26 protein-coding genes and 1 tRNA gene are annotated in these 26,591 nt (G+C 72.4%); 11 read left to right on the top strand and 16 right to left on the bottom strand.

Annotated elements, in window-relative coordinates:
- Window positions 1-25 precede the first annotated feature (25 nt).
- Window positions 26-113, top strand: a tRNA-Ser gene (locus ABZ449_RS26745).
- 138 nt (window positions 114-251) lie between these two features.
- On the opposite strand, the gene ABZ449_RS26740 is transcribed toward ABZ449_RS26745, so the two are convergent.
- The 13 genes from ABZ449_RS26740 to ABZ449_RS26680 form a co-directional block, all read right to left on the bottom strand.
- A complete protein-coding gene (locus tag ABZ449_RS26740; protein WP_360350783.1) occupies window positions 252-1,631 on the bottom strand; it encodes a site-specific integrase in 1,380 nt (459 codons plus the stop codon).
- A 65-nt stretch (window positions 1,632-1,696) separates the two neighbouring features.
- A complete protein-coding gene (locus tag ABZ449_RS26735) occupies window positions 1,697-1,891 on the bottom strand; it encodes a helix-turn-helix domain-containing protein (protein WP_360350781.1) in 195 nt (64 codons plus the stop codon).
- Window positions 1,892-2,382: 491 nt separating this feature from the next.
- Window positions 2,383-3,858 (bottom strand): ATP-binding protein, encoded by a 1,476-nt coding sequence (locus tag ABZ449_RS26730; RefSeq protein WP_360350778.1) that lies wholly within the window; start codon window positions 3,856-3,858, stop codon window positions 2,383-2,385.
- A gap of 2 nt (window positions 3,859-3,860) precedes the next feature.
- The gene (locus ABZ449_RS26725) at window positions 3,861-4,715 is read right to left on the bottom strand and encodes a bifunctional DNA primase/polymerase (protein WP_360350775.1); all 855 of its coding nucleotides are present in this window, start codon (window positions 4,713-4,715) and stop codon (window positions 3,861-3,863) included.
- Window positions 4,716-4,939: 224 nt separating this feature from the next.
- On the bottom strand, window positions 4,940-5,221 hold the full coding sequence (locus ABZ449_RS26720) for a hypothetical protein (protein WP_360350772.1): 282 nt from the start codon (window positions 5,219-5,221) through the stop codon (window positions 4,940-4,942).
- Window positions 5,218-5,424, bottom strand: a complete 207-nt coding sequence (locus tag ABZ449_RS26715; protein WP_360350770.1) for a hypothetical protein — start codon at window positions 5,422-5,424, stop codon at window positions 5,218-5,220. Before ABZ449_RS26715 ends, ABZ449_RS26720 begins: the two co-directional genes overlap by 4 nt.
- A gap of 149 nt (window positions 5,425-5,573) precedes the next feature.
- Entirely contained in the window at window positions 5,574-7,631 is a 2,058-nt protein-coding gene (traB, locus tag ABZ449_RS26710; protein WP_360350767.1) for a plasmid transfer protein TraB, read from the bottom strand.
- Window positions 7,632-7,644: 13 nt separating this feature from the next.
- Complete coding sequence (traA, locus tag ABZ449_RS26705) at window positions 7,645-8,184, bottom strand: plasmid transfer protein TraA (RefSeq protein ID WP_360350764.1); 540 nt, start codon at window positions 8,182-8,184, stop codon at window positions 7,645-7,647.
- A 93-nt stretch (window positions 8,185-8,277) separates the two neighbouring features.
- Window positions 8,278-8,727 carry a hypothetical protein gene (locus ABZ449_RS26700; RefSeq protein ID WP_360350761.1) on the bottom strand — a complete coding sequence of 150 codons (450 nt, stop codon included), beginning with the start codon at window positions 8,725-8,727 and terminating at the stop codon, window positions 8,278-8,280.
- Window positions 8,728-8,770: 43 nt separating this feature from the next.
- Window positions 8,771-9,151 carry an RRQRL motif-containing zinc-binding protein gene (locus ABZ449_RS26695; protein ID WP_360350758.1) on the bottom strand — a complete coding sequence of 127 codons (381 nt, stop codon included), beginning with the start codon at window positions 9,149-9,151 and terminating at the stop codon, window positions 8,771-8,773.
- Window positions 9,152-9,153: 2 nt separating this feature from the next.
- On the bottom strand, window positions 9,154-9,516 hold the full coding sequence (locus ABZ449_RS26690; protein ID WP_360350755.1) for a hypothetical protein: 363 nt from the start codon (window positions 9,514-9,516) through the stop codon (window positions 9,154-9,156).
- Window positions 9,513-11,012: a DUF2637 domain-containing protein gene (locus tag ABZ449_RS26685; protein WP_360350753.1), complete on the bottom strand. Its 1,500-nt coding sequence runs from the start codon at window positions 11,010-11,012 to the stop codon at window positions 9,513-9,515. The genes ABZ449_RS26690 and ABZ449_RS26685 overlap by 4 nt, the downstream gene beginning before the upstream one ends.
- Before the next feature lie 101 nt (window positions 11,013-11,113).
- Window positions 11,114-11,383, bottom strand: a complete 270-nt coding sequence (locus ABZ449_RS26680) for a hypothetical protein (RefSeq protein WP_360350751.1) — start codon at window positions 11,381-11,383, stop codon at window positions 11,114-11,116.
- A 639-nt stretch (window positions 11,384-12,022) separates the two neighbouring features.
- On the opposite strand from ABZ449_RS26680, the gene ABZ449_RS26675 reads away from it, so the two are divergent.
- Both ABZ449_RS26675 and ABZ449_RS26670 read left to right on the top strand, forming a co-directional pair.
- On the top strand, window positions 12,023-12,874 hold the full coding sequence (locus ABZ449_RS26675) for a sigma-70 family RNA polymerase sigma factor (protein ID WP_360350748.1): 852 nt from the start codon (window positions 12,023-12,025) through the stop codon (window positions 12,872-12,874).
- Between the two features lie 55 nt (window positions 12,875-12,929).
- A complete protein-coding gene (locus ABZ449_RS26670; RefSeq protein ID WP_360350745.1) occupies window positions 12,930-13,685 on the top strand; it encodes a hypothetical protein in 756 nt (251 codons plus the stop codon).
- 111 nt (window positions 13,686-13,796) lie between these two features.
- Here ABZ449_RS26670 and ABZ449_RS26665 read toward each other — a convergent pair whose 3' ends face one another.
- A complete protein-coding gene (locus tag ABZ449_RS26665; RefSeq protein WP_360350743.1) occupies window positions 13,797-14,636 on the bottom strand; it encodes an SLATT domain-containing protein in 840 nt (279 codons plus the stop codon).
- 539 nt (window positions 14,637-15,175) lie between these two features.
- Between ABZ449_RS26665 and ABZ449_RS26660 the strand changes: the two genes are divergently transcribed.
- The 3 genes from ABZ449_RS26660 to ABZ449_RS26650 all read left to right on the top strand — a co-directional run bounded on the left by ABZ449_RS26660 (window position 15,176) and on the right by ABZ449_RS26650 (window position 19,046).
- Window positions 15,176-16,003, top strand: a complete 828-nt coding sequence (locus ABZ449_RS26660; protein WP_360350740.1) for a MerR family transcriptional regulator — start codon at window positions 15,176-15,178, stop codon at window positions 16,001-16,003.
- Window positions 16,004-16,048: 45 nt separating this feature from the next.
- A complete protein-coding gene (locus ABZ449_RS26655) occupies window positions 16,049-17,332 on the top strand; it encodes an MFS transporter (protein WP_360350737.1) in 1,284 nt (427 codons plus the stop codon).
- Window positions 17,333-17,681: 349 nt separating this feature from the next.
- Window positions 17,682-19,046: an FAD-linked oxidase C-terminal domain-containing protein gene (locus ABZ449_RS26650; protein ID WP_360350734.1), complete on the top strand. Its 1,365-nt coding sequence runs from the start codon at window positions 17,682-17,684 to the stop codon at window positions 19,044-19,046.
- A gap of 302 nt (window positions 19,047-19,348) precedes the next feature.
- On the opposite strand, the gene ABZ449_RS26645 is transcribed toward ABZ449_RS26650, so the two are convergent.
- The gene (locus ABZ449_RS26645) at window positions 19,349-19,504 is read right to left on the bottom strand and encodes a hypothetical protein (RefSeq protein WP_360350732.1); all 156 of its coding nucleotides are present in this window, start codon (window positions 19,502-19,504) and stop codon (window positions 19,349-19,351) included.
- Here ABZ449_RS26645 and ABZ449_RS26640 point away from each other — a divergent pair.
- A complete protein-coding gene (locus ABZ449_RS26640; protein ID WP_360350729.1) occupies window positions 19,503-19,832 on the top strand; it encodes a hypothetical protein in 330 nt (109 codons plus the stop codon). The genes ABZ449_RS26645 and ABZ449_RS26640 overlap by 2 nt on opposite strands.
- A 511-nt stretch (window positions 19,833-20,343) precedes the next feature.
- Complete coding sequence (locus ABZ449_RS26635; RefSeq protein WP_360350726.1) at window positions 20,344-21,162, top strand: pyridoxal 5'-phosphate synthase; 819 nt, start codon at window positions 20,344-20,346, stop codon at window positions 21,160-21,162.
- Between the two features lie 124 nt (window positions 21,163-21,286).
- Here the strand turns inward: ABZ449_RS26635 and ABZ449_RS26630 are convergent, their stop codons facing one another.
- Window positions 21,287-22,354, bottom strand: a complete 1,068-nt coding sequence (locus ABZ449_RS26630; protein WP_360350723.1) for an EamA family transporter — start codon at window positions 22,352-22,354, stop codon at window positions 21,287-21,289.
- Between the two features lie 152 nt (window positions 22,355-22,506).
- Here ABZ449_RS26630 and ABZ449_RS26625 point away from each other — a divergent pair, with 152 nt between their 5' ends.
- The 3 genes from ABZ449_RS26625 (at window position 22,507) to ABZ449_RS26615 (ending at window position 26,552) form a co-directional block, all read left to right on the top strand.
- Window positions 22,507-23,379: a glycoside hydrolase domain-containing protein gene (locus ABZ449_RS26625; protein ID WP_360350721.1), complete on the top strand. Its 873-nt coding sequence runs from the start codon at window positions 22,507-22,509 to the stop codon at window positions 23,377-23,379.
- 46 nt (window positions 23,380-23,425) lie between these two features.
- Window positions 23,426-24,637, top strand: coding sequence for a hypothetical protein (locus ABZ449_RS26620; protein ID WP_360350718.1), 1,212 nt, complete (start codon window positions 23,426-23,428; stop codon window positions 24,635-24,637).
- Window positions 24,638-24,854: 217 nt separating this feature from the next.
- Entirely contained in the window at window positions 24,855-26,552 is a 1,698-nt protein-coding gene (locus tag ABZ449_RS26615) for a long-chain fatty acid--CoA ligase (protein WP_360350715.1), read from the top strand.
- Window positions 26,553-26,591 lie beyond the last annotated feature (39 nt).

Here is a 26,591-nt window from a genome sequence, read left to right as displayed (position 1 = left end):
GGACCCGTTAGGCTGACCTCCGCCTGGAGAGCTGCCCGAGCGGCCTAAGGGAACAGTCTTGAAAACTGTCGTGGCGTGACCCGTCACCGTGGGTTCGAATCCCACGCTCTCCGCTGGTGAGGAACACCCAGCTCAGGGCGGGTATCGGCAACAAGCCGATACCCGCCCTTTTCGATTCCGTCCCGGGCTGTCCCACCTGTGTGCCGGGTCTGGTCAGCATGTGTGGGCCAGCCGTGGGCCAGATGCGCGGCCTACTCGCCGCCGTACTCCTGGTCGAGGAACCGCTCGATCAGGCTGTTGGAGCGGTCCTTCCGGCCGTCGAGCACCTTGGCGTAGAACTTGAAGAGCACTGTGATGCTGTGGCCGGCCCGGTGAGCGACTTCCGCCGGGTCGACGCCGGCCGCCAGCCACCCGGACACGCAGGTGGCCCGGAGGCTGTACGGCACCTCGGCGAACGGCGTGTCCACCTGCGCGGGGCTTAGCGCCAGCGCCCTGGCCTTCTTCCAGACTTCCGAGGTCTCCTTGGTGCTGACCAACCCGCCCTCGGCGGCCTGGAACAGGCGCCCGTCGAGGCCCAGCCCGAACTCGTCCACGTGCTCCCGCAGCAGCCCGACGAACACCGGCGGGATCGGGATCTCCCGGGTGGCCTTACGGGGCCGGTGCTTCAGACCGCGTTCTTCATGGGACTGTCCGTCGTCAGTCCACCGCGACCCGACCCGGGGCGAGCTGCCGGGGGCCACGATCAGGCCCCACCCCGTCTTCGGGAGCGTGCAGTCTGCCAAGCGGAGGTGAGCAACCTCGGCCGGCCGCATGGCGGCCCAGTTGATGCAGCCGTAGTACGTGGCCAGATGACGCCCGCGTAGGCCGAGCGCCCGGACCGCTTCGATCAGCTCGCGTGCCTGCCGCGGTGCCGGAACATATCGGAAGTCGATCTCGTCGTCCGTCTCCGGCGGCTCCCACTTCACGGACTTCAAGGGGTTCGCCGTGAGGAGCTTCCGCTCGATCGCGTACCCGATCGCGCCGCTGAGGGTGGAGTACTTGCGCCTGATCGTGTTGTCCGCCGCCCGCTTGCCGTCCAGCTTGAGGGTGATGGCCGTCAGGGCCTCCCGGAGGGTGTCCGAGTCCTCCAACTGCGAGACGGGCGCCGACTTCCGGGCGATCCAGCCGAGCGCGTCCGCGAACCTCTCCGGGATCTCGCCCTGGTGGTCGGAGAAGTTGAACGCCCAGCACGAAAGGGCCGTCCGCAACACGGCCGCCGGCGGTGCCCCTCGGTGGTCCGTCACGAGCGCCGGAGTGATCGTGGCGAGCCCATCGGCCCGCGCGGCACGCTCCTTCGCGGACGATCCCGACCACGTGACCTTGGCGTACTTCTTGGCGTGGTCGAACCAGGATTCTTGCTTCTGCTGTCGCGTCAGCTCGCGCAGTTCGGACGCGGGCAAGCCGGTCTCGACGTCGAACTGCTCGCCATCCTTCATCGCGGTTCGGAGTTCGGCCAGCCTTCCGGTGGCGAGGGTCTTGGTGACGTAGCTCTTCGAGTGGGGCTTCGGCCCGACCTTCCAGCGCAGCTCGAACGGCTTTTTCCGGTTGGGCCGTTGACGGATGGTGTACAGCTTCACGTCGTACGTCAGCACATGCTCTCCAAACGACGGAGCCCCGGCACTGGCCGGGGCTCCTGGGTACTACTTCGGCGGTCGGTTCAGGCGGCGGAGGACTGCTCCTGAGCGGCCCACCAGGCGTCGAGGGCGCTGCGTCGAATACGGAGTTGGCCGTTGGGCAACTTCATGGTCTTGGGGCCTTTCCCCAGGGCGACCATCCGGTAGTACGCGGATCGGGACATGTCGATCTCTTCGAGGACGGCGGAGAGCTTGAGCTTCGGGTCCTTCACGGGCATGCCGGTTCCTCCAGGTTCGGCAGGCGGGGCGGGGGCGTCGATGCTGACGAGAGCGAGGCGGGGGCTTCTCGCGGTGCGCGTGTGTCCGAGGTGGGGATTTCTGCGTCATTGCGTCATCAGCGTCATGCGGTGGCCGTGACCTGGGGTTTCGCATGACGCAGGGGTTGGGGGCTGCGTCATGGGTGCGTCATGGGCTGCGTCATGGATGACGCTGGCCATGTCGCACATGACGCAGGATGACGCAGCGGCCGTCGTCTGCGTCATGGTCTTTCATGCAGGTCAGGAGCCGTTTTTCGGCTCTCATGACGCACATGACGCAGGGTCTTCCTATCTAGGAAAAAAGGAGGGCGGTGTCTGTAGTAGTTGGCGCTCGCCGCGAAGCGAAATGAGGAGCCGCTTCGCGGCACGTCCTTCGGGCGGCTTCGCCGAACAGCAAGAAGAGCACCCGGTTGGGCGGAGCGCCCGGGTGCTCTTCTTGCTTGTCCGCGCGGTCAGTTGATCCGGAGCTGTTCGTGCGAGGGTGCGGGGACGGGCCGGGCCATTTCGAGGTAGCGACCCTCGAAGGTGCGGCCGGTGTCGATGAGGACGCCCCGGGCCGCAAGGGTGGGCTGGAGGCGCTTGAGCCGGTCGGACAGCACCTTTCCGGTGGTCGGCCAGCCCTTGGGCAGGGGGCGCGCTTCGTCGCCGCTGTAGAGGCGGCCCAGGCACGCCAGCCACTCGGTGGACGTCATACGCTGGGCGCCGCCGGGTTCGATCGTCTCGGCGTGCCGCAGGACGGTCTGCGCCAGCAGATCGCCTTCGATGACGTCATCGTTCAGGTCGTCCAGGCTGGCCCGGTAGGCGGCCAGCGCCCCGAACCCGGTCGCGGTGTCCAGCTGCGCGCACAGGTGGGCGAAGTCGGCCATGCGCAGGTCGGTCGGGGTCTCCGCCTCGGCCGCGCGGACCTTGACCGTGAGGTCGAGCAGGGACCCGAGGACGACGGGCAGCACCTCGGCGTACTCCGCCCACAGCTCCGCCTCGGTGCGGCGGACGCGGGGCCGCTCCAGGTGTAGCGGCAGGAGGCGTTCGGCGAGGTCGGGCCGGATGACGCCGACGTCGATGCCGGTCAGGAGCAGGGGCCGGCGGTAGGAGGATCGGTGCACGTCCCCGTCGGTGAACAGGGCGCGCTTGACGCTCTCGGCTCCGGTGACGATGCAGCACATGGCGTCGGACAGGTCCGGGCCCATGTGGCTCAGGTTGTCGAGGGCCGTGACCCATCCGGCCGCCACCGCCGAGATCAAGTCCTCCTCGCCCTTCGGGGCCCGGCGCAGGTCACCGCTCATGCCCTCGATGATCCGCACGAGCATCCGGCCGCCGGTGGACTTGCCGGCACCCTGCGGCCCGGTGAGGAACGGCGCGGGCACGGGCACGCCCGGCGAGAGGCAACCGACCAGCCAGGCAAGGGCCAGGCACTCGGTCTGGGCGGTGGCGAAGTTCGTCAGCCGCAGCAGCAGATCGATGCCCTTGCCGTCGGTGTCCTTGGCCGGCACCGGCAGTTCGCCGGTGAGCTGGGTACGCCGCCAGCACACCTCACGCGGGTCCGGGGTGAGGATGTCCCAGCCGGTGGGGTGGATGCGCACGGACAGGCCGTCGGAGCGGCCCAGGTCCAGCCAGGTGGCCCCGTCGAACCCGGGGGCGACGCGGATGTGCACGGGCTGCACCTCCTCGGAGAGGGCGAGCGCCTCGATCAAGTCCAACGCCTCCTTGAGGGCGGTTCCGTTGAAGACTCCGCGGCCGTCCTTGTACAGGCCGACCATGAGTTCTTGGCGGTGGCTGCCGGTCGTGCCCTGGGAGCGGATCGGACGGGCCACCGGGTGGCCGATGCGCTGTGCGTAAACGGCGCCGTCGGCGGTGCGGAAGTACCGGAAGTGCGCCTGCGCGTAGTCGGCGATGATCTCGCGCGCCGGGTTCTTCTCGTCGTCGGCCACGGCTACAGCCCCAACCGGGTCAGGGCGTTGGTCCACGCGTCGGCGCAGTGGCGGGGCGATTCGCCCTTGGCCTGCGCGGCGGTGAACAGCCGGGCGGTGTGCGCCTCGGTCAGGCACCCGCACCGGCCGTGCGTCGAGAGCACCGCGAGGAACGTCGCGAACACGGTGGCGTGCACGGCGGCGGCGGCCTCGGTGATGCGCTGCTCGGCCATGGCGATGCCACGGGCGAGGTAGGTCGGGGTGCGGTGGGGGCACTTCCCGCCCGACGTCGGCGCGGGCACCGTGACAGCCGCCGGGCGGACAGCCGCGGGCTTCTGCACGACCCGGGCGCGGACCATTTCCGGCAGAGCCGTCATAGTGCCGGTGCCGGGACCGAGCCAACGGGCGTAGGCCATAGACGACTTGATGTCCACGCCGGGCCGCACCGCGTTGGCGGAGGTCATGGCACCCCGGTAGAGCCAGTGCTCACCCCGGGTGGTGCGCACGGTCCGGGTGGCGGGCAGGGCCTCGCGCGCCCACGCGATGGCGTCCGCGTTGTCGAGGTCCACGACGGTTACCCCGGCGCCGCCGGGGTGGTAGGCCACCGCCGCCGCCTCGCACCACGCCCGGGACCACTCCGGCGAGTTGACGACGGTGGGGTCGGTGGTGGCGGCGGCCCAGCCGTGGCAGGGGGCCGGGCAGGCGCAGGGGCCCGGGGTCTTCATGTTCGGCCGGCCGCCGCACTCGTTGTGCTCGCAGGACCGGCAGTTGCCGAACGGGACCTTCCCGGCTCGCAGTGGCAGCACGGGCACGCCGGCGGCGGCGAGGGCGAGGGCGGTGGCCAGGTGCTCTCCCCGGGCGGGGGGCATATGGGTCATGCTTGAGACCTCCAGTTCTGTGCTGGATCGGCGGCGGCCCAACTTCTTGGCGGGAGGGGGCCGCCGTTGTTGTCTGCTGCGGTCTCGGCGCAGACCTTGTGCGAAGGCCTGCGCTGGTCGTCGCGCAGTGGGGTGGGGCGACCGCACCAGCGGCACGGGCGGTCGCCGGTGCGGTCGAAGTGCCGGGCGTCGCGCCAGTCCAGAAGCACGATGCGCCGGTCGGGTCAGGCGGCGCGGCGGGCGGCGGGGAGCTGGTGGATGGTGGCGAGCCGGATCGCCGGGGCGGTGGCGACGGGGGCGGGGACGGGCTCGCCGCCGTCGGGCGGGGCCGCGTCGGTGGTGGTGGTGGTGCGGGCGGCGCGGTCGGCGGCCGAGGCGGCGAGGGCCCGACGGACGACAGCGCTGTCGGCGGCGGCGCCGCGCTGCGAGGCCACGATCGGGAGGCTGAGGAGCGCGCCGGGGCCGATGAGGACGGCGGCGGTGATCAGGTCGCTGGTGGTGCTCATCGGGGGCCTCCCGAGGCGGTGTGGGCGAGGACGTCGAGCAGGTCGGTGCCGAGCGCGGCGAGGCGGCGTTCGATGGCCTGCCAGGAGTCGGGGTCGATGTGCATGAGGGCGGCGAGGGCGGTGGCGGGCTTGCGGTCGGCGGCGGCCTGGAGGGCCTCGCGCAGGTGGGTCGCGGCGAGCGGGCGGATGGTGTGCGGGGGCATGGCAGGGCCTCCCTTCCGGGTCTGGGGCGTGGGCGGCGCGGGGTGTCAGGGACAGGTGTCAGCGGGTGTCAGCGCCACTGTCAGGGGCCCCTGACACCCGCGTCTGCCTAGGGGAATGGGTGTCAGGGGGTGTCAGGCGTCAGGGGGTGTCAGACCAGCGCCGGGGCGGGCACGATCCGGTAGCGGCCCTTCTGCGCGGAGGGCACCAGGCGCCCCTCTTCGATCAGGCGGCGGAACTCCCCGCTCACCCACTGGCGGGTCCGGCCGAATCGCTCGGCGTGCTCCATGACGTCCTTGGGACCGATCACCATCGTCCCGTTCTGCTCGAACTCGGAGACGATCGAGTCCATCGCGGCCCGGGCCTCCTCGGGGGTGAACACCGGGACGCTCGACTCGGCACCGAAGGCGATGCCAGCCAGCACCTCGGAGACCGGGGGGAGTTCGGCCTGCGGGTCCAGGCCCTCGTCCTCCGGGTCCACCCGCCGCTCGACACCACCGTCGTCGGTCCCGCTGCCGTCGCCGTCCGCGTACACGCTGTCCCCGTCCTCGTCGGTGGCGTCGTGGGTGTGGCGTTCGATGTAGGCCTTGCCGACGGTGGCGGCGGCGGCCTTCGCGGTGACGGGGTCGACCTTGGCGCCGTGGCGCACGGCCCACGCGGCCAGCTGTTCCATGACGCGGGCGGCCTGGCCGGTGAAGCGGAAGGTCCGGCCCGGGCTGGAGTAGCGCTGTTCCTCGACGCCGGGGGTGACGAGGTAGCAGTAGCCGGGGCGGCGGTTGCCCCAGGCTCCGGGGTGGGCGCCTGCGTCGATGACCGGGCCGGGCAGGGCCATGCCCTCGTCCTTGGCGTCCAGGCCGAAGGTCAGCACGGACGGCAGCGAGGCCCGGGTGCTGGTGGACAGCTGGTCGTGGCTGGGCCGCTGGAGGCTGATGACCAGGGAGATACCGGCGGATCGGGCTTCCTGGGCGGCGCCGGTGAACGCGCTGTCGCCCATGAACCGCAGGGTGTTCGCGGCTTCCTCGAACCAGGCGACGAGGAAGGGCATGCCCTCGCAGCCGCAGGCGCGGCCCTTCTGGCAGGAGTGCGCGGGGTCGCTCTGCTGCTCGGCGGCGGCCGGCGTCCACTGCCGGTAGCCGTGGGCGCCGAGCCAGCGGGTCCGGGCGGGGATGACGGCCTGGAGGGCGGTGACCATGGTCTCGGTGTCGGCGCCGCCTTCCACGGCCCAGTCCAGGCCGGGCCGCAGCGGCCCGAAGTCCTGGAAGGCCTTGGGGTCGGACAGCCAGACGATGACGTCGCGGCGGCCCATGATCTCGGTGAGGATGTTGAGCGCGCCGTCGCCCTTGCCGGAGCCGGAGATGCCGCAGATCAGCAGGTGCGTGCTGTTGCGGCCGGCCTGCGGGTCGCCGGGCAGCCAGAGCATGAGCGGGAAGCCGTCGTCGTAGCGGCCGACGACCAGCGGATCGGCGATCGATCCGCCCACGCCGGTCGGCATCTCCCACTCGACCACCTCGGCGAGCATGTCCCGGGGCACCACGACCAGCTCGCCGCGCCGGGCGGAGTCGGGGTCGGGCATGTAGCGCACGGCGGTCTTCGCGACGTCGAGGCCGGAGGCGATGTTCGGCAGCGCCTTCGCCACGTCGTCGTTGGTCAACTCCCCGGCCGGGAGGGTGAGTTCGGCGGTGACCCGGTTCGGCTCCACCTCGGCTCGCCGGATCTTGGCTCCGGCCAGCTTCACCTTCTCCAGCAGCGACGCGTCCGCGTTGTCTCCGGCGGCCTGGACGGCGTCGGGGTTCCGGCGCAGTATCTGCCGCACGTTCCAGGACAGGGCGAGGATGCTGCCACCGAGCCAGTACGCGCCGAACGTGAAGTCCGTCCAGCCGGCCAGCGCGACGCTGGTGAACCAGCCGGAGGCGGCGGCGACGGTCACGGCCGAGTGGAGGCGGCGCTGCGGCGAGGTGGTCTTGCCCGCCCACGCGGTCGCCGCGGTGAGGCCGACCGAGCCGAGGGTCAGGCCGACCGCGTATCCGGCGGAGTCGTGGGCGGGCACCCACGCCAGCGTGCCGGCGACGCCGGTCGCGGCAACGGTGATCCACGGCGGGGTGTAGGGCTTGGCACGGTGGGCCAGCCACGCGGCCACGCCCTTGCCGGTGCTGGCGCCTTCCAGGTTCTCCCGGTGCTGGACCTCCGGGTCGGTGTCCTTCTTCGGCACGGTGGTGCTCCTCTCAGAACTGGAACGGACGGTGCTGCTGGACCGGGCGGGGGGCCATGACGTCGGCGTACTCGCGCTCGAAGGCGGCCCACGCGGCGGCGGCGTCCTTCGCCGCGTCGGTCAGGGCGTCGGCGGCCTTGGAGAGTTTCTGGGCCACGGCGCGGGCCCTCCGCTTGCGCTGGAACAGGTGGTCGCCCGGAGCGCCCGGGGCCTGCTCCAGCGCGGCCCGGAGGATCTCGGCCGCCACCTCCACCTCGATCGCGGCATAGGCGCCGAACGCGCGCAGGGCCTCGCAGTAGGAGCGCACGTCGCCGGTGGAGTAGAACGCGGGCTCCGGCAGGGCCAGCGCGCTGCTGCGGCTCATGCCGGTGCCGGGGTTCGCGGCCGCGCCCATCTGCGGGGAACCGAGCCCACCGGCGCCACCGGAGGTGGTGTTCTTGTTGACGTTGATGTTGAGCCCCGGGGCGAACGTCGCCCCGGACCCGAAGCCGTTACGGGTGCGGCTGCTGCTGGTGCTGCTCGCGCCGTTGCCCGGCGTGGCGTCCATGGTCATCGCAGGCCTCCTGGTGGGCCGGGGCTGTCCCGACTCCCTGTCCCCGCCCGACCCACGAAGGGCCGGGCGGGGACAGGCAATCGTCAGCGCCGGTCAGGCGGAGGCGATCAGCGCGGCGCAGGTCTCGGCGGCGTGGTGCCACGCCTGGTCGAGGGCGTAGGCGCCGTTCATGCCGTGGTCGGCCAGGCGCACGAAGTTGCCCTTGCCGGTGGCGTCCGCGAGGCGCCGCAGGGGCTCGCGCCGGTCGGCGACGTAGTGCGTGACGGCCGAGAGGGCGAGCGCGACAGCGACGGGACCGGGCCGCAGGCGAACGCCGAGCAGACGCGACCCGGCGAGCAGGGCCGCGGCCTGCGTGGCGGTGTAGGAGGCGACGTGCGCGGCGCACGCCTTGCGGCCGGCCGCGCTGGACTGCCCGTCGCTGTGGTCGTGGTGGCCCTTGATACGGGCCTGGTGGTCGGTCTGGATCCAGTGGTCCGCCACGTCACCGGCGGCCCGGAACAGGGCGTAGGCGGCGGCGAAGCGGGCAGCGCGGACGCTGGTCATGAAGCACTCCAAGTCGATTGGTGTGGAGCGAAGTTGGGGGATTTCAGGCCGCGAGTCCCATGACCTCGGAGCAGGGCAGGCAGGTGCCGAGGTGCGCGGGCAGGACGTACCCGGCGTCCCTGCCGCAAGCGGGGCAGGTGCGGCGGGCGGTGTTCGCGGCGGCCAGCGCCCGGCGGCGCCCCTCGGTCATGGGGCGGACGGGCGCGGCGAGGGTGAGGCGGTAGAGGTAGGCGACCCGCACGCCCGTGGTGGAGCGGCGGGAACGCCACATGATCTGCGCGGCGACGTCCTGCCCGTTGGGGCGCAGACCCTTGGCGCGGAGCTGTCGGCGGGTGAGCAGGCCGGCCGGGGCCATCCTCCACGGGTAGGTGGGGATGCCCCCGAACCGGTCGCCCTCCGGGTCCCAGAACCGGGGCCGGGCCACGACTACTCGCCGGTGGTGGTGCGGGGGTCGTGATAGCCGACCAGCCGCAGCGGCACGCCGGCGTAGGTGGTGATGGCTTCGAGCCAGCCGAGGGTGCCCGACTTAGTGGTGCTGGACTTGGTGGTGTCGTGGTCGATGGCGGCCGGGTCGATGCCGAGGGCCTGGCGCCACTGCTCGAAGTAGTCGAGGCTGCGGTGCAGGGCGATGCTCAGCCCCCACACGAAGTCGTGCGTGCCAGGCACCTTCAGCTCCTCCAGCCGGACCGCCGGCGCGGGCAGGGTGGCGTGGGCGGTGAGGAGGGACATCAGCGCACCGGCCGCGCTGATCTGGGTGCCGGCGATGCTGTGGGTGGCGGTGGTGGTCACGACAGGGTCCTTCCGGTGTTGTAGCCGGACGCGATCAGCTCGGCGGCCTCGGCCCGGCGCGTCGATGCGGTGGCCGGGGAGACGTCGAGAGTCTCGGCGATGGACTGGAGGGTGACGGCCTCGGGGTTGCCGCCGGCGGCGAGGATCATCCGGGCAACGCGGCGGGTGGCGCGGGCGGCGGGCGTCAGCTTCGCCGCGTCCTCCGCTTCAACCGCGCGCAGCTCCATTTCAGCGGCACGCTCACGCGCTTCAGCGGCGCGCAGCCGGGCCGTGCGCTCGTGCTGCTCGTGCTCGGCCTGGGCGCGCTTGGCGGCGGCCGTGTCGCGGTCGGCTTCGGCCTTGCGCTTGGCCGCTTCAGCGGCGGCCTCCTCCGTTTCAGCCGCGTGCTTGGCCGTTTCAGCCGCGCTCAGGCGAGCCGCCTGGATGGCCTTCTGGTCCTCGACCTTGGCCTTCTCGGCGGCCTCCGCAGCCCGCGCCGTTTCAGCGGCGCGGCGGCGCGTTTCAGCGGCAACCTTCTCCGTTTCGGCGGCGGCCTTGTCGGTTTCAGCAGCACGCAGACGGGCTTCGGCAGCCTCCTGCTCGGCGGCCGCGGCGGCCAGTTCCTCCTCCGCCTGATCGACGCGCTCGGCCGCTTCGGCCTCCCGGCCGGCGGCCACGGTTCGGGCGTGGGCGTGGGCCTTGGCGGTGGCGGTCTCGGCGCCGACCTCGTACCCGGCGGCCTCCACCCGGCCCGCTGTGCGGAGCTTGGAGATCTCCAGCTCGGCGGCGCGGACCTCGGCGCGGGCGGTGAGCTCGGCCTCGAACGCCTCCGCGCGTTCAGCCCGCAGCCTGGCCTGCTCGTCGGCCTCGGCGGGCAGGGCCAGCGCCTCGTCCACGGACAGGCCAAAGCGCTCCATGGTGAGCGGAAGCCGCTGGTCAGCAGGGGCCTTGTGCCAGTCACCGTCGTGGTCGCGCTCCAGCATCACCCGGTAGACGAGCCGCTCGCGTTCCAGCTCGACCGCCCGGTCGTAGGAGGCGATGCCGTTCAGGCGCATCCGCCGGTACATCCGGAAGGACGGCCAGGGGGCGAGGATCCAGCGGTGCAGCGGCACCCCGTCCCGGCCGTGGCCGGCTTCGATCCGGGTGATCCGGATGACCAGGCGCCGCCCGGCCTCCACCGCCGCGACGAACATCACCGGGATCACGGCGTGCATCGCCGTACCGGTCGGATCCTTCAGCAGCGGCCCGGCCGAGGCGGCGTTGAAATAGATCGTCGCGGCGGTGAAACTGTGGGCCAGCAGCCGCAGCATCGGCCACGGGTTGCGCTTGCGGATCAGGTACAGGTCCATGGCCAGCAGCACCACGATCCCGGCGTCCACACCGACCGGGAACGCGTAGCTGAAATCCCCGAAGCTGTGCCTGAAACCCAGGTCCTTCAGCGCGTTGTAGGAGCCGCTGAAGCCGATCCCGGCGAGCACCGCGCCGCCGATTCCGGCGAGGATCGCCACACCCAGCATGAGCCGGTTCGAGGCCTCCGCCCGCGTCGTTGAGGCGGCGGGCCGTGGGGTTGAAGCGGCGGCGGTCGGGGTCGTAACGGCCGTCGGTGCGGCCATGGTGGTCACGCGGCGATCCGCTCGACGCTGGCGGTGCGGCGGATGACGGCCGGGCGCCGCAGCGGCACCGGCACGATGCTCAGCAGGCGCTCGGCGTAGGCGGCGAGCTCCGGGTCCTCCCGGCGCAGGTCCGTCAGGATGTCGTCCGCGGCGTCCATCCGGGCCTCGCGCTCGACCGCGCTCTCACCGGGCACGCCGGTGAACAGCCGGGTGAACTCCGAGTCGCCGACGAAGCCGAGCGCCAGTTCGGCGAACTCGTCCTCGTTCAAGGCCATCTGGCCTGCAACAATCGACCTCACGGGTCTACCTCTTCTCTAGATGGGGGGTGGGCCCGAGGGCCGCCGCGCGATCCTTGGCCGGGAGCGCGGCGGCCCGACTTATGCGGGCCCAGCTACTCGTCCGTCACGAGAAGCCATGGGCCCCGACCCGCGCCCGCAGTCATGGATGCGGGGCGGATCGGGGACCAAAGACACTCGGAACGCTGGGCTTCACCGAGCCGTCGTTGCCACGCCGGCCGGTCCCGAGCCCGTGATCGGGCGCGCCATGGTCACTGCTCTGGCGCCAGCAGGGCGACGCGCACCGGGTGGCACCCCGCGAACGAGGTGTTCTCCAGAGCCGGTGCGACAGGAAGTGGTCGCCGGGGGCGGACATCTCCCGGTCCGCAGCGGGGACGAGGGAAGACCCCTCGTCGCGATAGTCACTCTGTGGAGTTCTTAAGGATCAAGCGCTGCCTTCGGGGGGATGTCACCCCACCCCTCCGGGCTTGTTTGTGCAGGTCAGAGAAGCGAGAAGCTCCCCGCCAAATTGCTTAGGGGGGCTTTCGCGCTTGCCTGATACCCAAGGTAGGCAGTGGCCGTCTGGGCGTCAAGTCCCCCTCGCGGTATCCTTGCTTCGCCCCCCTAGGCAGCGAAGGGATGACCATGCACGAGGAACTGGAACGGGTGGCCAACGTCGCGGTCCCGATCGCGCGGGCCAAAGCGGCAATCTCGCTGATGGCCGACTATCAGAACCGGGTGGTCGAGCTGTCCCGTGTCCGCCGCGAGGCCATCGAAGAGGCGTCGGCGTCGGGCATGTCGCAGACGGAGATCGCAGCCCTGCTCGGTGTCAGCCGTGGGCGTGTCGGCCAGCTCGCGTCCGCCGGTCCCGCCCCGGAGCGCGCGTTCTTCGGCTTGGGCCCGATGACGGTGGCGCTCGGCGGCAAGTACGAGGCCGGGAAGTCGCAGGACGAGAACCCCAGCGAGGTCGTGACCAGGGAAGACCTCGGCAACTACGAGCATCTGCGCAAGCTGTTCGCCAGCCTGAAGCTCGACTCCGACTCAGAGGTGATCCCGCCGTCCGGCATCGTGAACCTGAACCGCGACCACCTGGTGGTCATCTGCGGGCCGCGGTTGTCGCCGATCGTGGCGCAGGTGCTCGAAGGGGATGACAACCTGCGGTTCCGCAAGGATCGTGCCTGGCATCTCGTGGATCTGCGTACCGATACCGAGTACCGCTCGCCGCTCGACGAGGACGGAACGGCCGGCGACGTCGGCTACCTGGCCCGGTTGCCCCGACTCGACGGCAAGGGCACGTTCCTGTACATCGCCGGTGTCCACGCGATCGGTGCGAACGGCGTCGTCCACTACCTGGAGAACCACCTCGGCGAGCTGTACCGCGAGGTGAGGACGAAGCGCTTTTCCACGCTCATCTCGTGCCGCTACGACCCGAAGACCCTTGAGGTTCTGGAAAGCAGCAGGGTTACTCCGATCTACCGACACGAGGCCTGACATGCGCGTCTCTCTTGCCACCGCGCCCGGCGGTTTGAGTCCTAACGAGGACTGGGTGGGTGCCACCCCGTCGCTGGCCATCGTTCTGGACGGGCTCAGCACGGTCGGACTCGACACCGGCTGCGAGCACGGCGTCCCCTGGTACGTCGCCCAACTTGGTGGCCACCTGATGGCCGCGTTGGCCGACGCTGAGCGTCCGCTGGCCGATGGGCTTGCCCAAGCTCTGGAGCAGGTGGCGGCGCTGCACCCCACCTGCGATCTGGCCAACCCGGGGACGCCGTCGGCGACGGTCTCGATCCTCCGGTGTGGTGGCAAGCAACTCGATTACCTGGTGCTCGCCGACTCGCCGATCGTCTTCGAGCAGAACGACGAGTACCTGGTGAAGACGGATCTGCGGGTGAACACCGTCGTGCCGGAACTCCGGGCTGAGACTGAGCGCTTCGCCACTGGAACGCCGGAGCACACGGAGAGTGTGCGCCGCATGGTCGCGGCACAAAGACTCACGCGCAACACGGCGGATGGCTACTGGGTAGCAGCGTCCAACAGCGAGGCGGCCGGCCGCGCCTTCACGGGGGCGGTGCCGGCTACCGGCGTCAGCGCGGTCGCGGTCATGTCGGACGGCGCCTCCAGGCTGGTGACCGACTACGGCACGGCTTCCTGGCCAGAGGTTTTCGCGACTCTGAGGGCGGCCGGTGCCGATGGGCTGATCTCCGCTGTGCGTGATGTCGAGGCTACGGACCCGGACGGCGTTCGCTGGCCGCGCTACAAGAGAGGCGACGACGCGGCGGTCGCATTCTGCCAGATCTCTTGAGCGCGGCCCCTCTCGCCGGCGGGGGCAAAGCATGAGTGCCTCGCGCCAGGCGAGAGGGCATTTCCAACGACATGGGGCCGGATGCTACGGTGCCCGGCCTTAAACAGAGTTCTAGATTACCTCTTGCTGTCCCTGGAATGGTTGATCTAGCTGTTGCTCTCGCATTCTCTGGTCGGCGCGCAGGCCTTCTACTGTGGCTGCGAAGTTCCCCAGATTCGTTGCCTCATCATGCGTATATGGTGCAATGCCCAGATCAAGCGCGGTCGAGTGCTGCTCGATGCTGTCAGCAGTCTGTTGAAGATTGAAGGCCCGCTCGCGGGGCTTAAAGTAGCCTGTCGCTCCGGTGACGACCGTAACAATGAATCCTAGGGCGATCAGGACCCCTTTGCCAGGCTGAGGGGGGTCATACCATGCAGTGACGGCGGTAATGGATGCCGAGCTGATGAAGACTAGCCACTGCATCAGCAGATGTACGCGCCGGTAGTGGCGCGACTCCTTGCGCAGGCGAGCCACTTCGCCGGGGAGGCGCTCCTTGTACGAGGCCTGGCGATTTAGCGTTTCCGGAGTCGAGCTTCTGGCCTCAAGGACCCTGCGTTCCTCTGCAAGCTCCAGATCAAGCCTAAGTTTCCTTATCGACGTCCCGCGATCTTTCCAAATCGCATGCACCTCATGAAATTCGGCCGCCACCTGCAGGCCTGTTGCGCCAGCTAGCAATGCCGAGATTATGAAGAATGCGAGATGAACCTCTTTGGGGGTATTGGAGTTGATCCACAGGAAATTGCTGGTGAGCACCCAGGTGGAAAATATGGCCAAAAGCAGGATCGGAGTGCCGTAGAGGCCTGCAACCTGGAGTCGCCGATTCTTGATTCGCTGCTTGAGGTCTTCGACCTCTTGGCGATATTGAATCAACATCTCGGTGGTGTTTGTAGGGCTAGCCATGAACTTTGCCACTCCTGGCTCATGAACGACGCACCTGCGCAGCCAGCGGCAGCGCCTTCCCCTCATCTTGGCGCCGAAACTACACCAGTGGGTCCTGTAGTGAGTCCAGCATGCCTGAAGTGCGGTACGACTGGCTGGCGCCGGGTAGGCGCCGCCTTTCTCGCGTCAACCCGATGCTCCGCGCAGAGATGGCCTGCGGGCACCAGCGAGGCTGGTGGGGCGGCTGGCATGGGCCAGTCGTGGGCCATAGCTAACCCGTCGAAGCGTTGATACGGTGTTGTGCCTGGTCAGGGGCAGTGTCAACGGCGCGACGGAATTGTTCTTGAAAACTGTCGTGGCGTGACCCGTCACCGTGGGTTCGAATCCCACGCTCTCCGCCGGTAGGAGAACCACCTGCTCAGGGCGGGTGCCGAGAACGCTCGGCACCCGCCCTCGGTGTTTTCCCGGGTGGTCGAGGGCGGTCGCGGGCGCCGGCCGCGGAACCGCCGGGGAACGGACGCGGTCGGCCGGGTTGACCCTGACACGGTGGCAGGGGATGGAGTGGTCGCACCATGTTGAACATCGGAGACTTCGCCAGCCACGGCCGGGTGTCGGTGCGGATGCTGCGCCACTACGACGCGATCGGACTGCTGCGGCCCGCCCGGGTGGACCCGGTCAGCGGGTACCGCTTCTACGAGGCGTCCCAACTCGCCCGGCTCAACCGGGTGATCGCGCTCAAGGAGCTCGGCTTCACGTTGCAGCAGGTGCGGGCCGTCCTGGACGAACAGGTGGACGTGGCCGAACTGCGCGGGATGCTGCGGCTGCGGCGCGCCCAGCTCGCCGAGGCGATCGCCGCCGACGAGCTGCGGCTGGCCCGGGTGGAGGCGAGACTCCGGACGATCGAGAGTGAGGGGACCATGTCCGCACACGATGTCGTGGTGAAGCCGGTGCCGTCCGTCCGGGCGGCCCAACTGACCGGTGTGGCCGCGAGTTACGAGCCGGAGGACATCGGGCCGGTGATCGGTCCGCTCTTCGCCGAGCTGTGCCGGAGGCTGGCGGAGGCCGGGGTCGAGGCGACCGGCCCGTCCGTCGCCCGCTACCAGGACGCGCCGGAGGGCAACGGCTCGGTGCTGGTCCTGGTGGCCGTCCCGGTCGGCCCGTCGGTGCGGCCCGGCGAGCACGGCGTCGAGGTGCTCGACCTGCCGCCGATCGAGGAGGCGGCGACGATCGTGCACCGCGGCCCGATGGACGACGTGCTCGGCACCAGCCAGGAACTGGCCCGCTTCATCGAGGAGAACGGCTACCGCTCGGCCGGCTACGCCCGCGAGTTGTACCTGGAGTGCCCGGAGGACCAGGCCGGGTGGGTCACCGAGCTGCAGGAGCCGGTGGTCCGGCGGTAGCCGCGCTTGCCCTCGACCGGGTCGAGGGTCCTAGCGTCGCCCGGCATGACCACCACCGCCGGCGCGCCGACCCCGGCCGCGCCGACCCCGCCGCCACCGAAGCAGACCGCGCCGACGCAGACCGCATCGAGGCGGACCCCACCGACGCCGGCCGCGCTGCCCCGGACGTACCTGCTGTGGCTGGCCGGTGTCCAGGCCGGACTGCTGGGCGACGCCGCGCTGTACTTCGCCCTCGGCTGGGCCGCCTCCGCGCACGGCGGCGGCGCGGCCGGGCTGGTCCTGACGGCGATCACGGTGCCGCGCACCGCACTGGTCCTGCTGGGCGGCGCGGTCGCGGACCGCTTCGGCGCCCGCCGGGTGATGCTCGCCGGTGACACGGTGATGCTGGTCGCGACCGCCGTGCTGGCGCTGGTCGCGTCCGAGCGGGGGACCTCGCTGTGGCTGCTGGTCACGGCGGCGGCCGTGATCGGGACGGTCGACGCCTTCCACCTCCCGGCGAGCGGTTCGATGCCGCGCCGGCTGGTACCCGCCGACCGGCTGGCCCGGGCACTCGCCCTGCGGCAGGCCGGCGGGCAGAGCGCCGTCCTGCTCGGGGCGCCGCTGGGCGGCCTGCTGGTCGCGGTCGGCGGGCTGTCCGGCGCGGCACTGGCGGACGCGGTGAGTTTCGGGGTCGTGCTGCTGGTCCTGCTGCGGGTGCGGCCCCCGGAGGACGGGCCGGCCGGTCCGCGGGCCGGGCTGCTGCGCGAGGCGGCGTCCGGCGTCCGGCTCTCCCTGGCCGACCCGCTGTTGCGGGCCGCGCTGCTGCTCACCGGTGCGGCGGCCGGGGCGCTGCTGCCGGTGGTGTCGCTGCTCGGCCCGCTGCTCGCCCGGGCACACGGCTGGGCCGCCGGGACGGCGGGACTGGTGAGCGGCGGCCAGGCGGCCGGGGTGCTGGCGGTGGCCGCTCTGGTCGCCCGGCGTGGCGCGCTGCCCCGGGCCGGCGTGGGGGCGGCGGCCGGGCTCTGTACGGCTTCGGCGGGGATCGCGCTGCTGGCGTCGGCCGCGGGGCCGGTGGCGGCGGTGGCCGGCAGCGCGGTGGCGGGCCTCGGGTCGGGGCTGTTCGCCTGCCACCTCGGCCCGTTGGTGCTGAGCGGCGCGCCGCCGACCCATCTCTCCCGGGTCCAGGCGCTGCTGACGCTCGTGCAGAGCCTGGCCCTGGTGCTCTCCAACGCCCTGCTGGGCCTGCTCGCGGACGCGGCGGGCGCGGCCCTGCCCACCCTCCTCTGCGCCCTGGCCACCGCCGCCGCGGGCCTCGCCGCCCTGGCCACCCCGGCCCTCCGCCGCGCCTGAGCCACCCGCCCGCCGCAGCCGGGGCCGGCCGGCCCACCGCCGGCACCCCGGCTTACCGCCCGCACCCGGCCGGGCCGTCCGCGCCACCCGCCCGCTCCCTGGCGCATGCGTCACGGCCCATGCGTCACAGCCCATGCGCCACGGCCCATGCCGTCCGGGCGGCGTCCCTTGCCCGCCTGTGCGCCTCCCGCTGTCCCTCGGCCCGCTTGCCGAGGCTTCTCCCGTCCGGGCGGCGCTCCTTCCCGCACCTGTCCGTCCCTTCTCCCCGTCCGTCCCTCGGCCCACTTGCCCGGTCCATGCCGTCCGGGCAGAGTGCGGAGGTGGAGGCGGGCGGCGAGTGGAGGCGGCGATGAGTGATCTGACGGACCGACTGGCGCAGGGCCTCCCGGACGGGGCCGTCGTGGTGGACCCGGACGTGACCGCCGCGTACCGCCACGACATGGCGGGCTTCTGCGCGGCCGGGCAGCCCGCGGCGGTGGTGTTCCCGGAGACGGTCGAGCAGGTGCGGCACGTGCTGCGCACCGCGACCGAGCTGCGTGTCCCGGTGGTGCCGCAGGGAGCCCGGACCGGGCTGTCGGGCGCGGCGAACGCGGTGGACGGCTGCATCGTGCTGTCGCTGGTGAAGCTGAACCGGATCCTGGAGATCGACCCGGTGAACCGGATCGCGGTGGTCGAGCCCGGCGTGGTGAACGCCGAACTCTCCCGAGCCGTCGAGGAGTTGGGGCTCTCGTATCCGCCGGACCCGTCCAGCTGGGAGTCCTGCACGATCGGCGGCAACATCGGCACCGGGGCGGGCGGGCTCTGCTGCGTGAAGTACGGCGTGACCAGCGAGTACGTGCTCGGGCTGGACGTGGTGCTGGCGGACGGGCGGCTGCTGTCCACCGGTCGCCGGACGGCGAAGGGCGTGGCCGGGTACGACCTGACCAGGCTGTTCGTCGGCTCGGAGGGGACGCTCGGGGTGGTGGTCCGGGCGGTCCTGTCGCTGCGGCCGGCGCCCGCTCCGCAGTTGGCACTGGCGGCGGAGTTCCCGAGCGCGGACACGGCCGGGGCGGCGGTCTGCGAGGTGATGGCGCGGGGTCTGACCCCGTCGCTGATGGAGCTGATGGACGCGGTCTCGGTGCGGGCCGTCAACGAGTTGGGGCGGATCGGCCTGCCGGAGTCCACCCAGGCGCTGCTGCTGGTGGCCTTCGACGGGCCGGACCGGGTGGCCGAGCTGGCGCGGGTCGCGGAGCTGTGCCGGGCCGCCGGGGCGACCGAGGTGGTGCCGGCCGACAGCGAGGCGGAGTCCGAGATGCTGCTGGGCGCCCGGCGGATGGCGCTGCCCGCGCTGGACCGGCTGGGCACCACGATGATCGACGACGTGGCCGTGCCGCGTTCCCGGCTGGCGGAGATGCTCAACGGTGTCGCGGTGATCGCCGAGCGGCACGGGCTGACCATCGGGGTGGTCAGTCACGCCGGGGACGGCAACACCCATCCGATCGTCATCTTCGACGCCTCGGACGAGGAGCAGACGGCCCGCGCCCAGCGCTCCTTCGACGAGATCATGGCGCTCGGCCTGGAGCTGGGCGGCACGATCACCGGGGAGCACGGGGTGGGGCTGCTGAAGCGGGACTGGTTGGCCCGTGAGCTGGGTCCGGTGGCGCTGGACCTGCAGCGGCAGCTGAAGGCGGTCTTCGATCCGCTGGGAATCCTGAATCCCGGCAAGATGATCTGATTTCCACTGAGCCATTTCGTCGGATCCGGCGAGGCTTTCACGCCGCCGCCACGGTGTGACGTTCCGATGGTCCGTGAATGACCGGAAAAGTCGACATGGAAGGGTGATCGAACCTTTCAGAGGCGCATTCACGGGTTCGTGCGCGCCGGGGTGGTGCGACCGGCGGATCGTGTGACGCCGTCGCGCCGCCCCTCGGGGCACCATGATCGCTGACTGTCCGGATGAAGTCCCAGCTCAGGTGGGATGGGTCGACGCGCTGTCCCGTTTCCCGGGCGCCATGCGCGGCTCGGCTGGATATCACGCTAACGGGGGAAATCCACCGCGTGAGCTGGTGCTTTGTCGATTTGTTGCGGAAGGCTGTCTTCCGGCGTCGCAGCCCGCAGGTGTTCGTCCGGTCGACGAACCTTGCCCACCCTGATCGACCACTGCACGATGAACAGCTCTTCGGAGGCATTCATGGCTCGCATCCACACCCGGCGAACAGCCGGGCTCCTGTTCGCCGGCCCACTCGCGGCCGGACTGCTGCTGGCCGGTGCCGGTGTCGCCGCCGCCGACGACGGGGCGGGTGCCGAGGGCGGCTCCAACGCCGGAGTGGTCTCCGACACCGGTACGGGCAACGTGTTCGGCGGGGTCGACGGCAACCACGTCTCCACGCAGCAGACCGCCACCGGTTCCGGCGGTTCGAACCAGGACAACACCATCGCGGTGAAGGACAACGCGGGGAACGTCCAGGGCGGTCAGGGCAACAAGGACGTCAACGTCGTCGTCGCCCCGACCTTCAACTGACCGGCCGATCGACCGGCCGATCGACCGGCCGCACGGCCGGGAGACGGCACCGGGCACCACGGAAGGCGGGGGCGCCGGACGTGGGTGACCGCGGCTGAGCTGAGCAGTCGCGGACGGGCCCGGACCGGGCCGGAGCGGTCGGAACCGATACCGACGCACCACAGCACCACCGCAGCACATCGGAGGGAACAACGCACACCGGCAGGCGGAAAGGGTCACCGCGAAACCGGTCTCGTGGGCGGTGCCGTCATCGGCACCGCCCACGAGTGTGTCCGGCGCCGGAGCGCCCGGCGCCTGCTCCGGAACCGCCCGCCGACCGGCCCGTTCCGTCCCGCGCGACGACCCCGGAACCGTCCGCCGACCGGCCCGGATCCGTCCACCGAGGGCCCGCGCCCGGAGCCGTCGGTGGACGGCGGTACGGTTGCGCTCCGACAGCGCACCACGTGCCCGGGCCCGGAAGGGCCGGCCCGGCCGGGGTGGCGACCGCGGCAATCGGAAGGAAGGGTGCGCGATGGCGGCGGAGGAGGAGGGCCTGACGGGCCGGGACGAGGCCGGGCCCGCACCGGAGCCCGGGTCGGAGCCCGCCGCGCACGCGGCGAACGCGGCGAACGCGCGTCCGGAGCCGTCCCCCGAGCCGCTCCACGAGCACCGGTCCGGTCCCAGTTCCGTCCCCGAGCTGTTGCTCGGCCGTCCGCCGATGGCCCGCCCGCTGCCCTCCTTCGACCACGAGGCCGCCCCCGCCGAGCCCGGCCCGTTGTTCGTGGACTGGCTCGCCACCGCGCTGCACGCCGGCGTGCTGGACCCGCAGGCCTTCACCCTCTCGACCGTCGACGCCGACGGCATGCCGGACGCGCGGGTGCTGGTGCTGCGCGACGTCGACGCGACCGGCACCGGCTGGAACTTCTCCGCGGCCGCCGACAGCCCCAAGGGCCGCCAGCTCGCCGGCCACCCGGCCGCCGCGCTGACCGTCTACTGGCCGCAGCTGGGCCGCCAGGTCCGGGTGCGCGGCACCGTCGAGCGGGCCGCCGACCTGGTCGCCGCCGCCGAGTTCGCCACCCGCTCGCCCGCCGCCCGGGTCGGTGCGCTGGTCGGGCGGCAGAGCGAGCCGCTGGGCTCCTTCGACGAGTACGACGAGGCGGTGGCGGTGGCCCGCCGCCGACTGGAGACCCACCCGGACGCGGTCGCGCCCGGGCACGCGGTCTACACCCTGTGGGCGCACGAGGTGGAGTTCTGGCAGGGCGACGCCCAGCGCCGGCACATCCGGCTGCGCTACACCCGGACCGGCCCGGTCAGCTCCCCGGACTGGTCGCGCACCCTGCTCTGGCCGTAAGGCGTCCGCCGCGCGGGCGGCCCCGGGCAGGTGCGCCCGGGAACAGGCGCCCCGGGCCCCGACCCAGTGCCCCGGGCCCCGACCCAGTGCCCCGGGCCCCGGCCAGTGCCCCGGCCCCGCGCGGCTATCGCCGCCCGGTCAGCGTGGCGCCCACGCTGGCCGCGACCACGCAGCCGATCCCGGCCAGCTGCGGCACGCCCAGCAGCTGGCCCAGCACCACCAGCCCGACCAGCGCGCTGACCGCCGGCTCCAGGCTGACCAGCACGCTGAACACCCGCTGCGGCATCCGTCGCAGCGCGGTCATCTCCAGCGCGTACGGGATCACCGGCAGCAGCAGCGACACCCCGGCCACCGCGGCGAGCAGCGCCGGCGGCGAGGCGCCGGGCGCGGTCAGCCCGTCCCAGGCCTGGCCGAGCCCGAACGGCGCCAGCGCCAGCGCGCCGACCGTCATCGACACCGCCAGGCCCTGGAAGCCCTGGAAGGTCGCGCCGACCTTGTCGGTGAACAGGATGTACAGGGCGTAGCAGGCGGCCGCCCCGAAGGCGTACAGCAGGCCGACCGGGTCGAGCGACCCGCCGCCGTCCCCCTCGCCGAGCAGGGTCAGCAGCACCACGCCCGCGGCCGCGAGCAGCGCCCAGAGCAGGTGGCTGGCGCGCCGGGCGAAGACCAGGGCGACCGCGAGCGGGCCGAGGAACTCGATGGTGGCGGCGGTGCCCATCGGCAGCCGGTCGATCGCCCCGGCGAACAGGAAGGTCATCCCGGCCGAGGCCACGCCGAGCAGCGCCGCCGCGGCGAGGTCGCGCGGGCGCTTGTCGCGCAGCTTCGGCCGGGTGACGGCGAGCAGGATGACGGCGGCGAAGCCGAGCCGCAGGAAGGTCGTGCCGCTGACTCCGAGCGGGCCGAACAGCGGCTTGGACAGGGCGATGCCGGTCTGCACCAGGAACATCGCGGTCAGACAGAGAAGCGGCGCCGGGATCCTCTCCGGGCGCCGCAGGATCTTGCCGAACCGGCCGGTGGACCGGCCGGGGTGGACCTCGGGTGGCGCCGCGGGGCCGGACGCCCCACCTCGTCGCCAGCTTCCCCGCTCGCCGGCAGGCTCGCCCTTGGGGGCGGGCGGCATGGCAAGGGCCTCGGCGACGGCGGCGGCCGACGACGAGGCGGCGGGGGTTTCGCTGGTATGGGAGGTGGGCATAGTCGTGAGTTTGCCGTAAGGAGTGATGAACGGGCAAGCTCGTTACAAAAAACGGGACGGATGCGGACGGGTGCGTCCGAAAGGGTGGCCTCGCGCGGGCGCTGCGGCGTGGTTGCGGCGGGCGCCGGACGGTCCGTCAGTATCAAGGCGGGGTGCGCCATCTCCGCCCCGCCGCCATCCTCGCCGCCGCCCTCGCGCTCCTGTTGGCCACCGACGGGACGGGCGTGAACGCCGAAGCCGTCGTTCCGGCCGCCGTCGCCGCCCCGCGCATCCGGCCCGTCAAGCTGCCCGACCGGTCCGGCCCGCCCCGGGCCCGCGACACCTGGAGCGGCCCCGCCTTCGACGCCTGCACCGCGCCGTCGCTCGACACCCTGGAGGCGTGGCGCGACGCCTCCCCGTACGGGGCCGTCGGCATCTACACCAGCGGCTCCCAGCGCGGCTGCGACCAGCCCCGGCTCACCGCCGAGTGGGTGCGCCAGGCGCGGGCGCTGGGTTGGCGGTTCCTGCCGACGCACGTCGGACTGCAGGCGCCGTGCGCCGACCCGGGCCGCAAGCCCCGGCGGATCGACCCGGCGAAGGCCGCCGAGCAGGGCAGGGCGGAGGCGGGCGAGGCCGCCCGGGCCCTGCGCGCGCTCGGGCTCGCCAAGGGCAGCCCGGTCTACCTGGACATCGAGGCCTACCCGATGCGCGACCCGGCCTGCGGCCAGGCCGTGGTCGACTTCACCCTCGGCTGGACCGCGGGCCTGCACGCCGCCGGCTTCCGCTCGGGCTTCTACTCCAGCCTCGACTCCGGCATCGCGGACCTCGCCGCCGCCGCCCGGGCCGGCAGCTCCCCGATGCCCGACGCGCTCTGGTACGCCCGCTGGGACGACCAGGCCGACACCGACGGCTCCGGCGGCCTCGCCCCCGACCTCTGGAGCCGCCACCAGCGCGTCCACCAGTACCACGGGAACGTCGAGGAGACCTTCGGCGGCGCCACCCTCACCGTCGACCGCGACCACGTGGACGGCCCGACCGCCCGCTGAGGTCCGCCGGTAGGGTGACCCCTCGATCGAGCACGGGGGGAACGGCATGGCGAACGGTCAGGGGCACGGCGGCACCGGCGGGTACGGCGCGCCACCGCAGGTCCCGTACGGACAGGCGCCGTACGGGCGGAACCCGTACGGGGAGAACCCGTACGCGCGGCCGGTACCGCCGCCGCAGCCGTACCCGGCCCAGCCGCCCCACCCGGCCCACCCAGCCCAACCGCCCCACCCGGCCCAGCAGGCCACCCCCGCCCACCCCGCGCCCCGACCGCCGTACGGCGCCGCCCGCCCGGGAGGCTTCCCCGGCCCCGCGCCGCGCCGCAACCGGGCGGCCGTGCTGCTCCAGTTCCTCCTCCAGTGGATCTACGCCCCGCTCTGGGTCCTCGGCCTGGTGCTGCTCTTCGTCGTCCTGGTCTTCGCGGACTACAACGGGAGCGGCCCCAGCTCCGACGGCTGGCTGAAGGTCAACCGCAGCTTCGTCCCGCCGCGCCGGCTGCGGGCCGAGCTGTCCGGCCGGCCGGAGCACTGGGAGCGCTACGTCGCCCCGATCCTGGCGCGCCGGACCGCCGCCGCCGAGGCGGCCCACGCGGCCGGCGGCGGCGAGGTGCAGGCCGACCTCGGCCGGGTGGTGCAGGTCCGGCTCCCGCTGCGGCTCTACCGCGGGCTCGGCGCGGACGGCGTGGTCCGGCTCGCGGAGCGGCACGGCTGGCGCGGCGTGGCGTCCGGCACGGACGCCGGGCACGTCCGGCTCGCCCGCCACTTCCCCGCCCCGGCCACCCTGAACGCCCCGTCCCCGCAGGACCCGCCCGCCGCCCCGGGCAGCCCGTGGGGCCCGCAGCCGGTCCGCTTCGCGCCGCTGCTGCCGTTCGTCTTCCTGCTCCAGATCCTCTACGTCCCGGTGTACGGCCTGCTCACCTGTTGGGTGAGCCGCCCCGAGCCCGACCACTGGGAACGCTGGGGCGCCCGTTGGACCGTCGGCCCGCGCGCCTTCCGCGCGGAGTTCACCGACAGCCCCGCCGCCTGGGACCGCCACATCCGCCGCATCCTCGAACGCGACACCAACCGCATCCGCGCCGCCGCCACCCGCACCTCCGGCACCACCCCCGTGCACCGCATCCAGCTCAACCGCGCCACCTACCGCGGCGCCGGCGCCCACCGCGCCCTGCGCCTCGCCGCCGAACACGGCTGGACCCTCGACCCCGCCTACACCCCCGACCCCGCCAACTCCCTCCGCCTCACCCGCTCCGACCTCCCCTGACCTCCCGCCGCCGGGCCCCGGTGACCGTCGGGCCGCCGACGAATCCCCGCCCTCGCGGGCCCGGGGGCGGAACCGGGACGAATCCGTGATCCGTGCAACGGGGTCGGAGTGCTGACAGCGGGGGGTGGGGGCGGCACAATCGGGCACGTCCGCGTGCATTACCGCCCGGTAGGTGCCGCAGGAGCAGCCCCCAGTGCCGCCAGGTCGAGGAGGACCCGTGTTCAGCACGATGCAGGACGTACCGCTCACCGTCGCCCGGATCCTGGAGCACGGGTCCACGATCCACGGCCGCTCGACCGTGACCACCTGGGACGGCACCGGGCCGGTCGTGCGCAGTTACGCCGAGGTCGGCGCGCGGGCCGCGCGGCTCGCGTGCGCGCTGCGCGACGAGCTGGGGGTGACCGGGGACGACCGGGTCGCCACCCTGATGTGGAACAACACCGAGCACCTGGAGGCGTACCTCGCCGTCCCCGCGATGGGGTCCGTGCTGCACACGCTGAACCTGCGACTGCCCTCCCAGCAGCTGTCGTTCATCATCAACCACGCCGCCGACCGCGTGATCGTCGTCAACGGCACCGTCCTGCCGCTGCTCGCCGCCGTCCTCCCGGACCTCGCGCCGACCCTCAAGCACATCGTGGTGAGCGGCCCCGGCGACCGCTCGGTGCTGGCCGGCTTCGCGGGCGGCGTGCACGACTACGAGGAGCTGATCGCCGGGCGGCCCACCGAGTACCCGTGGCAGCGCGACATCGACGAGCGCCGGGCCGCCGTGCTCTGCTACACCTCCGGCACCACCGGGGACCCGAAGGGCGTGCTCTACAGCCACCGCTCGGTCTACCTGCACTGCCTCCAGGTCAACACCGGCGACAACTTCGCCTTCACCCCGCGCGACACCGCGCTGCCGGTGGTGCCGATGTTCCACGTCCAGGCCTGGGGCATCCCGCACGCGGCCTTCATGTCCGGCGCCAACCTGCTGATGCCGGACCGTTTCCTCCAGCCCAAGCCGATGGCCGAGATGATCGCCGCCGTCCGCCCGACCGTCAGCGCCGCCGTCCCCACCATCTGGGCCGGTCTGCTGGACGAACTCGACGCGGGCGACTACGACACCTCCAGCCTGCGCATGGTGGTCATCGGCGGCAGCGCCTGCCCGCCGTCGCTGATGAAGGCCTACCAGGAGCGCCACGGCATCCGGGTGCTGCACGCCTGGGGCATGACCGAGACCTCCCCGCTCGGCTCCTTCGCCCAGCCGCCGGGCGGCCTCACCCCCGAGCAGGAGTGGCCGTACCGGGTCACCCAGGGCGTCTTCCCGGCCTCCGTCGAGGCCCGGCTGATCGGCCCGGGCGGCGAGCGGATGCCGCACGACGGCGTCTCGGCGGGCGAGTTGGAGGTGCGCGGCCCGTGGATCGCCGGGGCGTACTACGGCGGGGCGGACCAGGACCCGGTCCGCCCGGACGACAAGTTCTCCGAGGACGGCTGGCTGCGCACCGGCGACGTCGGCACGATCACCGCCGACGGCTACCTGACCCTCACCGACCGGGCCAAGGACGTCATCAAGTCCGGCGGCGAGTGGATCTCCTCGGTCGAGCTGGAGAACGCCCTGATGGCGCACCCCGACGTGGCCGAGGCCGCCGTGGTCGCCGTCCCGGACGAGAAGTGGGGCGAGCGCCCGCTGGCCACCGTGGTGCTGCGCCCGGGCGCGAGCGTCGGTCTGAAGGAGCTGCGGGCCTTCCTGGGCGAGCGGATCGCCTCCTGGCAGCTGCCGGAGCGCTGGTCGATCGTGGAGTCGGTGCCGAAGACCTCGGTCGGCAAGTTCGACAAGAAGGTGATCCGGGCCAGCTATGCGGCGCAGGAGCTGGACGTCACGGTGCTCGGCCGGATCGGCGCGATGGGCGAGGCGGGCGTCGCCGCCGCGGGCTGACCCCACCGCGGACCGGCTCTCCGGCACGCACGTGGAAGG

Source organism: Kitasatospora sp. NPDC005856, assembly GCF_040629945.1.
GTDB lineage: Bacteria > Actinomycetota > Actinomycetes > Streptomycetales > Streptomycetaceae > Kitasatospora.
The sequence above is the reverse complement of the archived record's forward strand: the minus strand, read 5'-3'. Positions and strand labels throughout refer to the sequence as shown.

Coding starts and splice junctions, on each gene's coding strand:
- ABZ449_RS26735 (WP_360350781.1), bottom strand. CDS start 1,891: ATGCCCGTGAAGGACCCGAAGCTCAAGCTCTCCGCCGTCCTCGAAGAG.
- ABZ449_RS26725 (WP_360350775.1), bottom strand. CDS start 4,715: ATGACCCATATGCCCCCCGCCCGGGGAGAGCACCTGGCCACCGCCCTC.
- ABZ449_RS26720 (WP_360350772.1), bottom strand. CDS start 5,221: ATGAGCACCACCAGCGACCTGATCACCGCCGCCGTCCTCATCGGCCCC.
- ABZ449_RS26715 (WP_360350770.1), bottom strand. CDS start 5,424: ATGCCCCCGCACACCATCCGCCCGCTCGCCGCGACCCACCTGCGCGAG.
- traA (WP_360350764.1), bottom strand. CDS start 8,184: ATGACCATGGACGCCACGCCGGGCAACGGCGCGAGCAGCACCAGCAGC.
- ABZ449_RS26700 (WP_360350761.1), bottom strand. CDS start 8,727: ATGACCAGCGTCCGCGCTGCCCGCTTCGCCGCCGCCTACGCCCTGTTC.
- ABZ449_RS26685 (WP_360350753.1), bottom strand. CDS start 11,012: ATGCTGGGTGTGGCGATCCTCGCCGGAATCGGCGGCGCGGTGCTCGCC.
- ABZ449_RS26680 (WP_360350751.1), bottom strand. CDS start 11,383: ATGGCCTTGAACGAGGACGAGTTCGCCGAACTGGCGCTCGGCTTCGTC.
- ABZ449_RS26675 (WP_360350748.1), top strand. CDS start 12,023: ATGACCATGCACGAGGAACTGGAACGGGTGGCCAACGTCGCGGTCCCG.
- ABZ449_RS26660 (WP_360350740.1), top strand. CDS start 15,176: ATGTTGAACATCGGAGACTTCGCCAGCCACGGCCGGGTGTCGGTGCGG.
- ABZ449_RS26655 (WP_360350737.1), top strand. CDS start 16,049: ATGACCACCACCGCCGGCGCGCCGACCCCGGCCGCGCCGACCCCGCCG.
- ABZ449_RS26650 (WP_360350734.1), top strand. CDS start 17,682: ATGAGTGATCTGACGGACCGACTGGCGCAGGGCCTCCCGGACGGGGCC.
- ABZ449_RS26640 (WP_360350729.1), top strand. CDS start 19,503: ATGGCTCGCATCCACACCCGGCGAACAGCCGGGCTCCTGTTCGCCGGC.
- ABZ449_RS26645 (WP_360350732.1), bottom strand. CDS start 19,504: ATGAATGCCTCCGAAGAGCTGTTCATCGTGCAGTGGTCGATCAGGGTG.
- ABZ449_RS26635 (WP_360350726.1), top strand. CDS start 20,344: ATGGCGGCGGAGGAGGAGGGCCTGACGGGCCGGGACGAGGCCGGGCCC.
- ABZ449_RS26630 (WP_360350723.1), bottom strand. CDS start 22,354: ATGCCCACCTCCCATACCAGCGAAACCCCCGCCGCCTCGTCGTCGGCC.
- ABZ449_RS26620 (WP_360350718.1), top strand. CDS start 23,426: ATGGCGAACGGTCAGGGGCACGGCGGCACCGGCGGGTACGGCGCGCCA.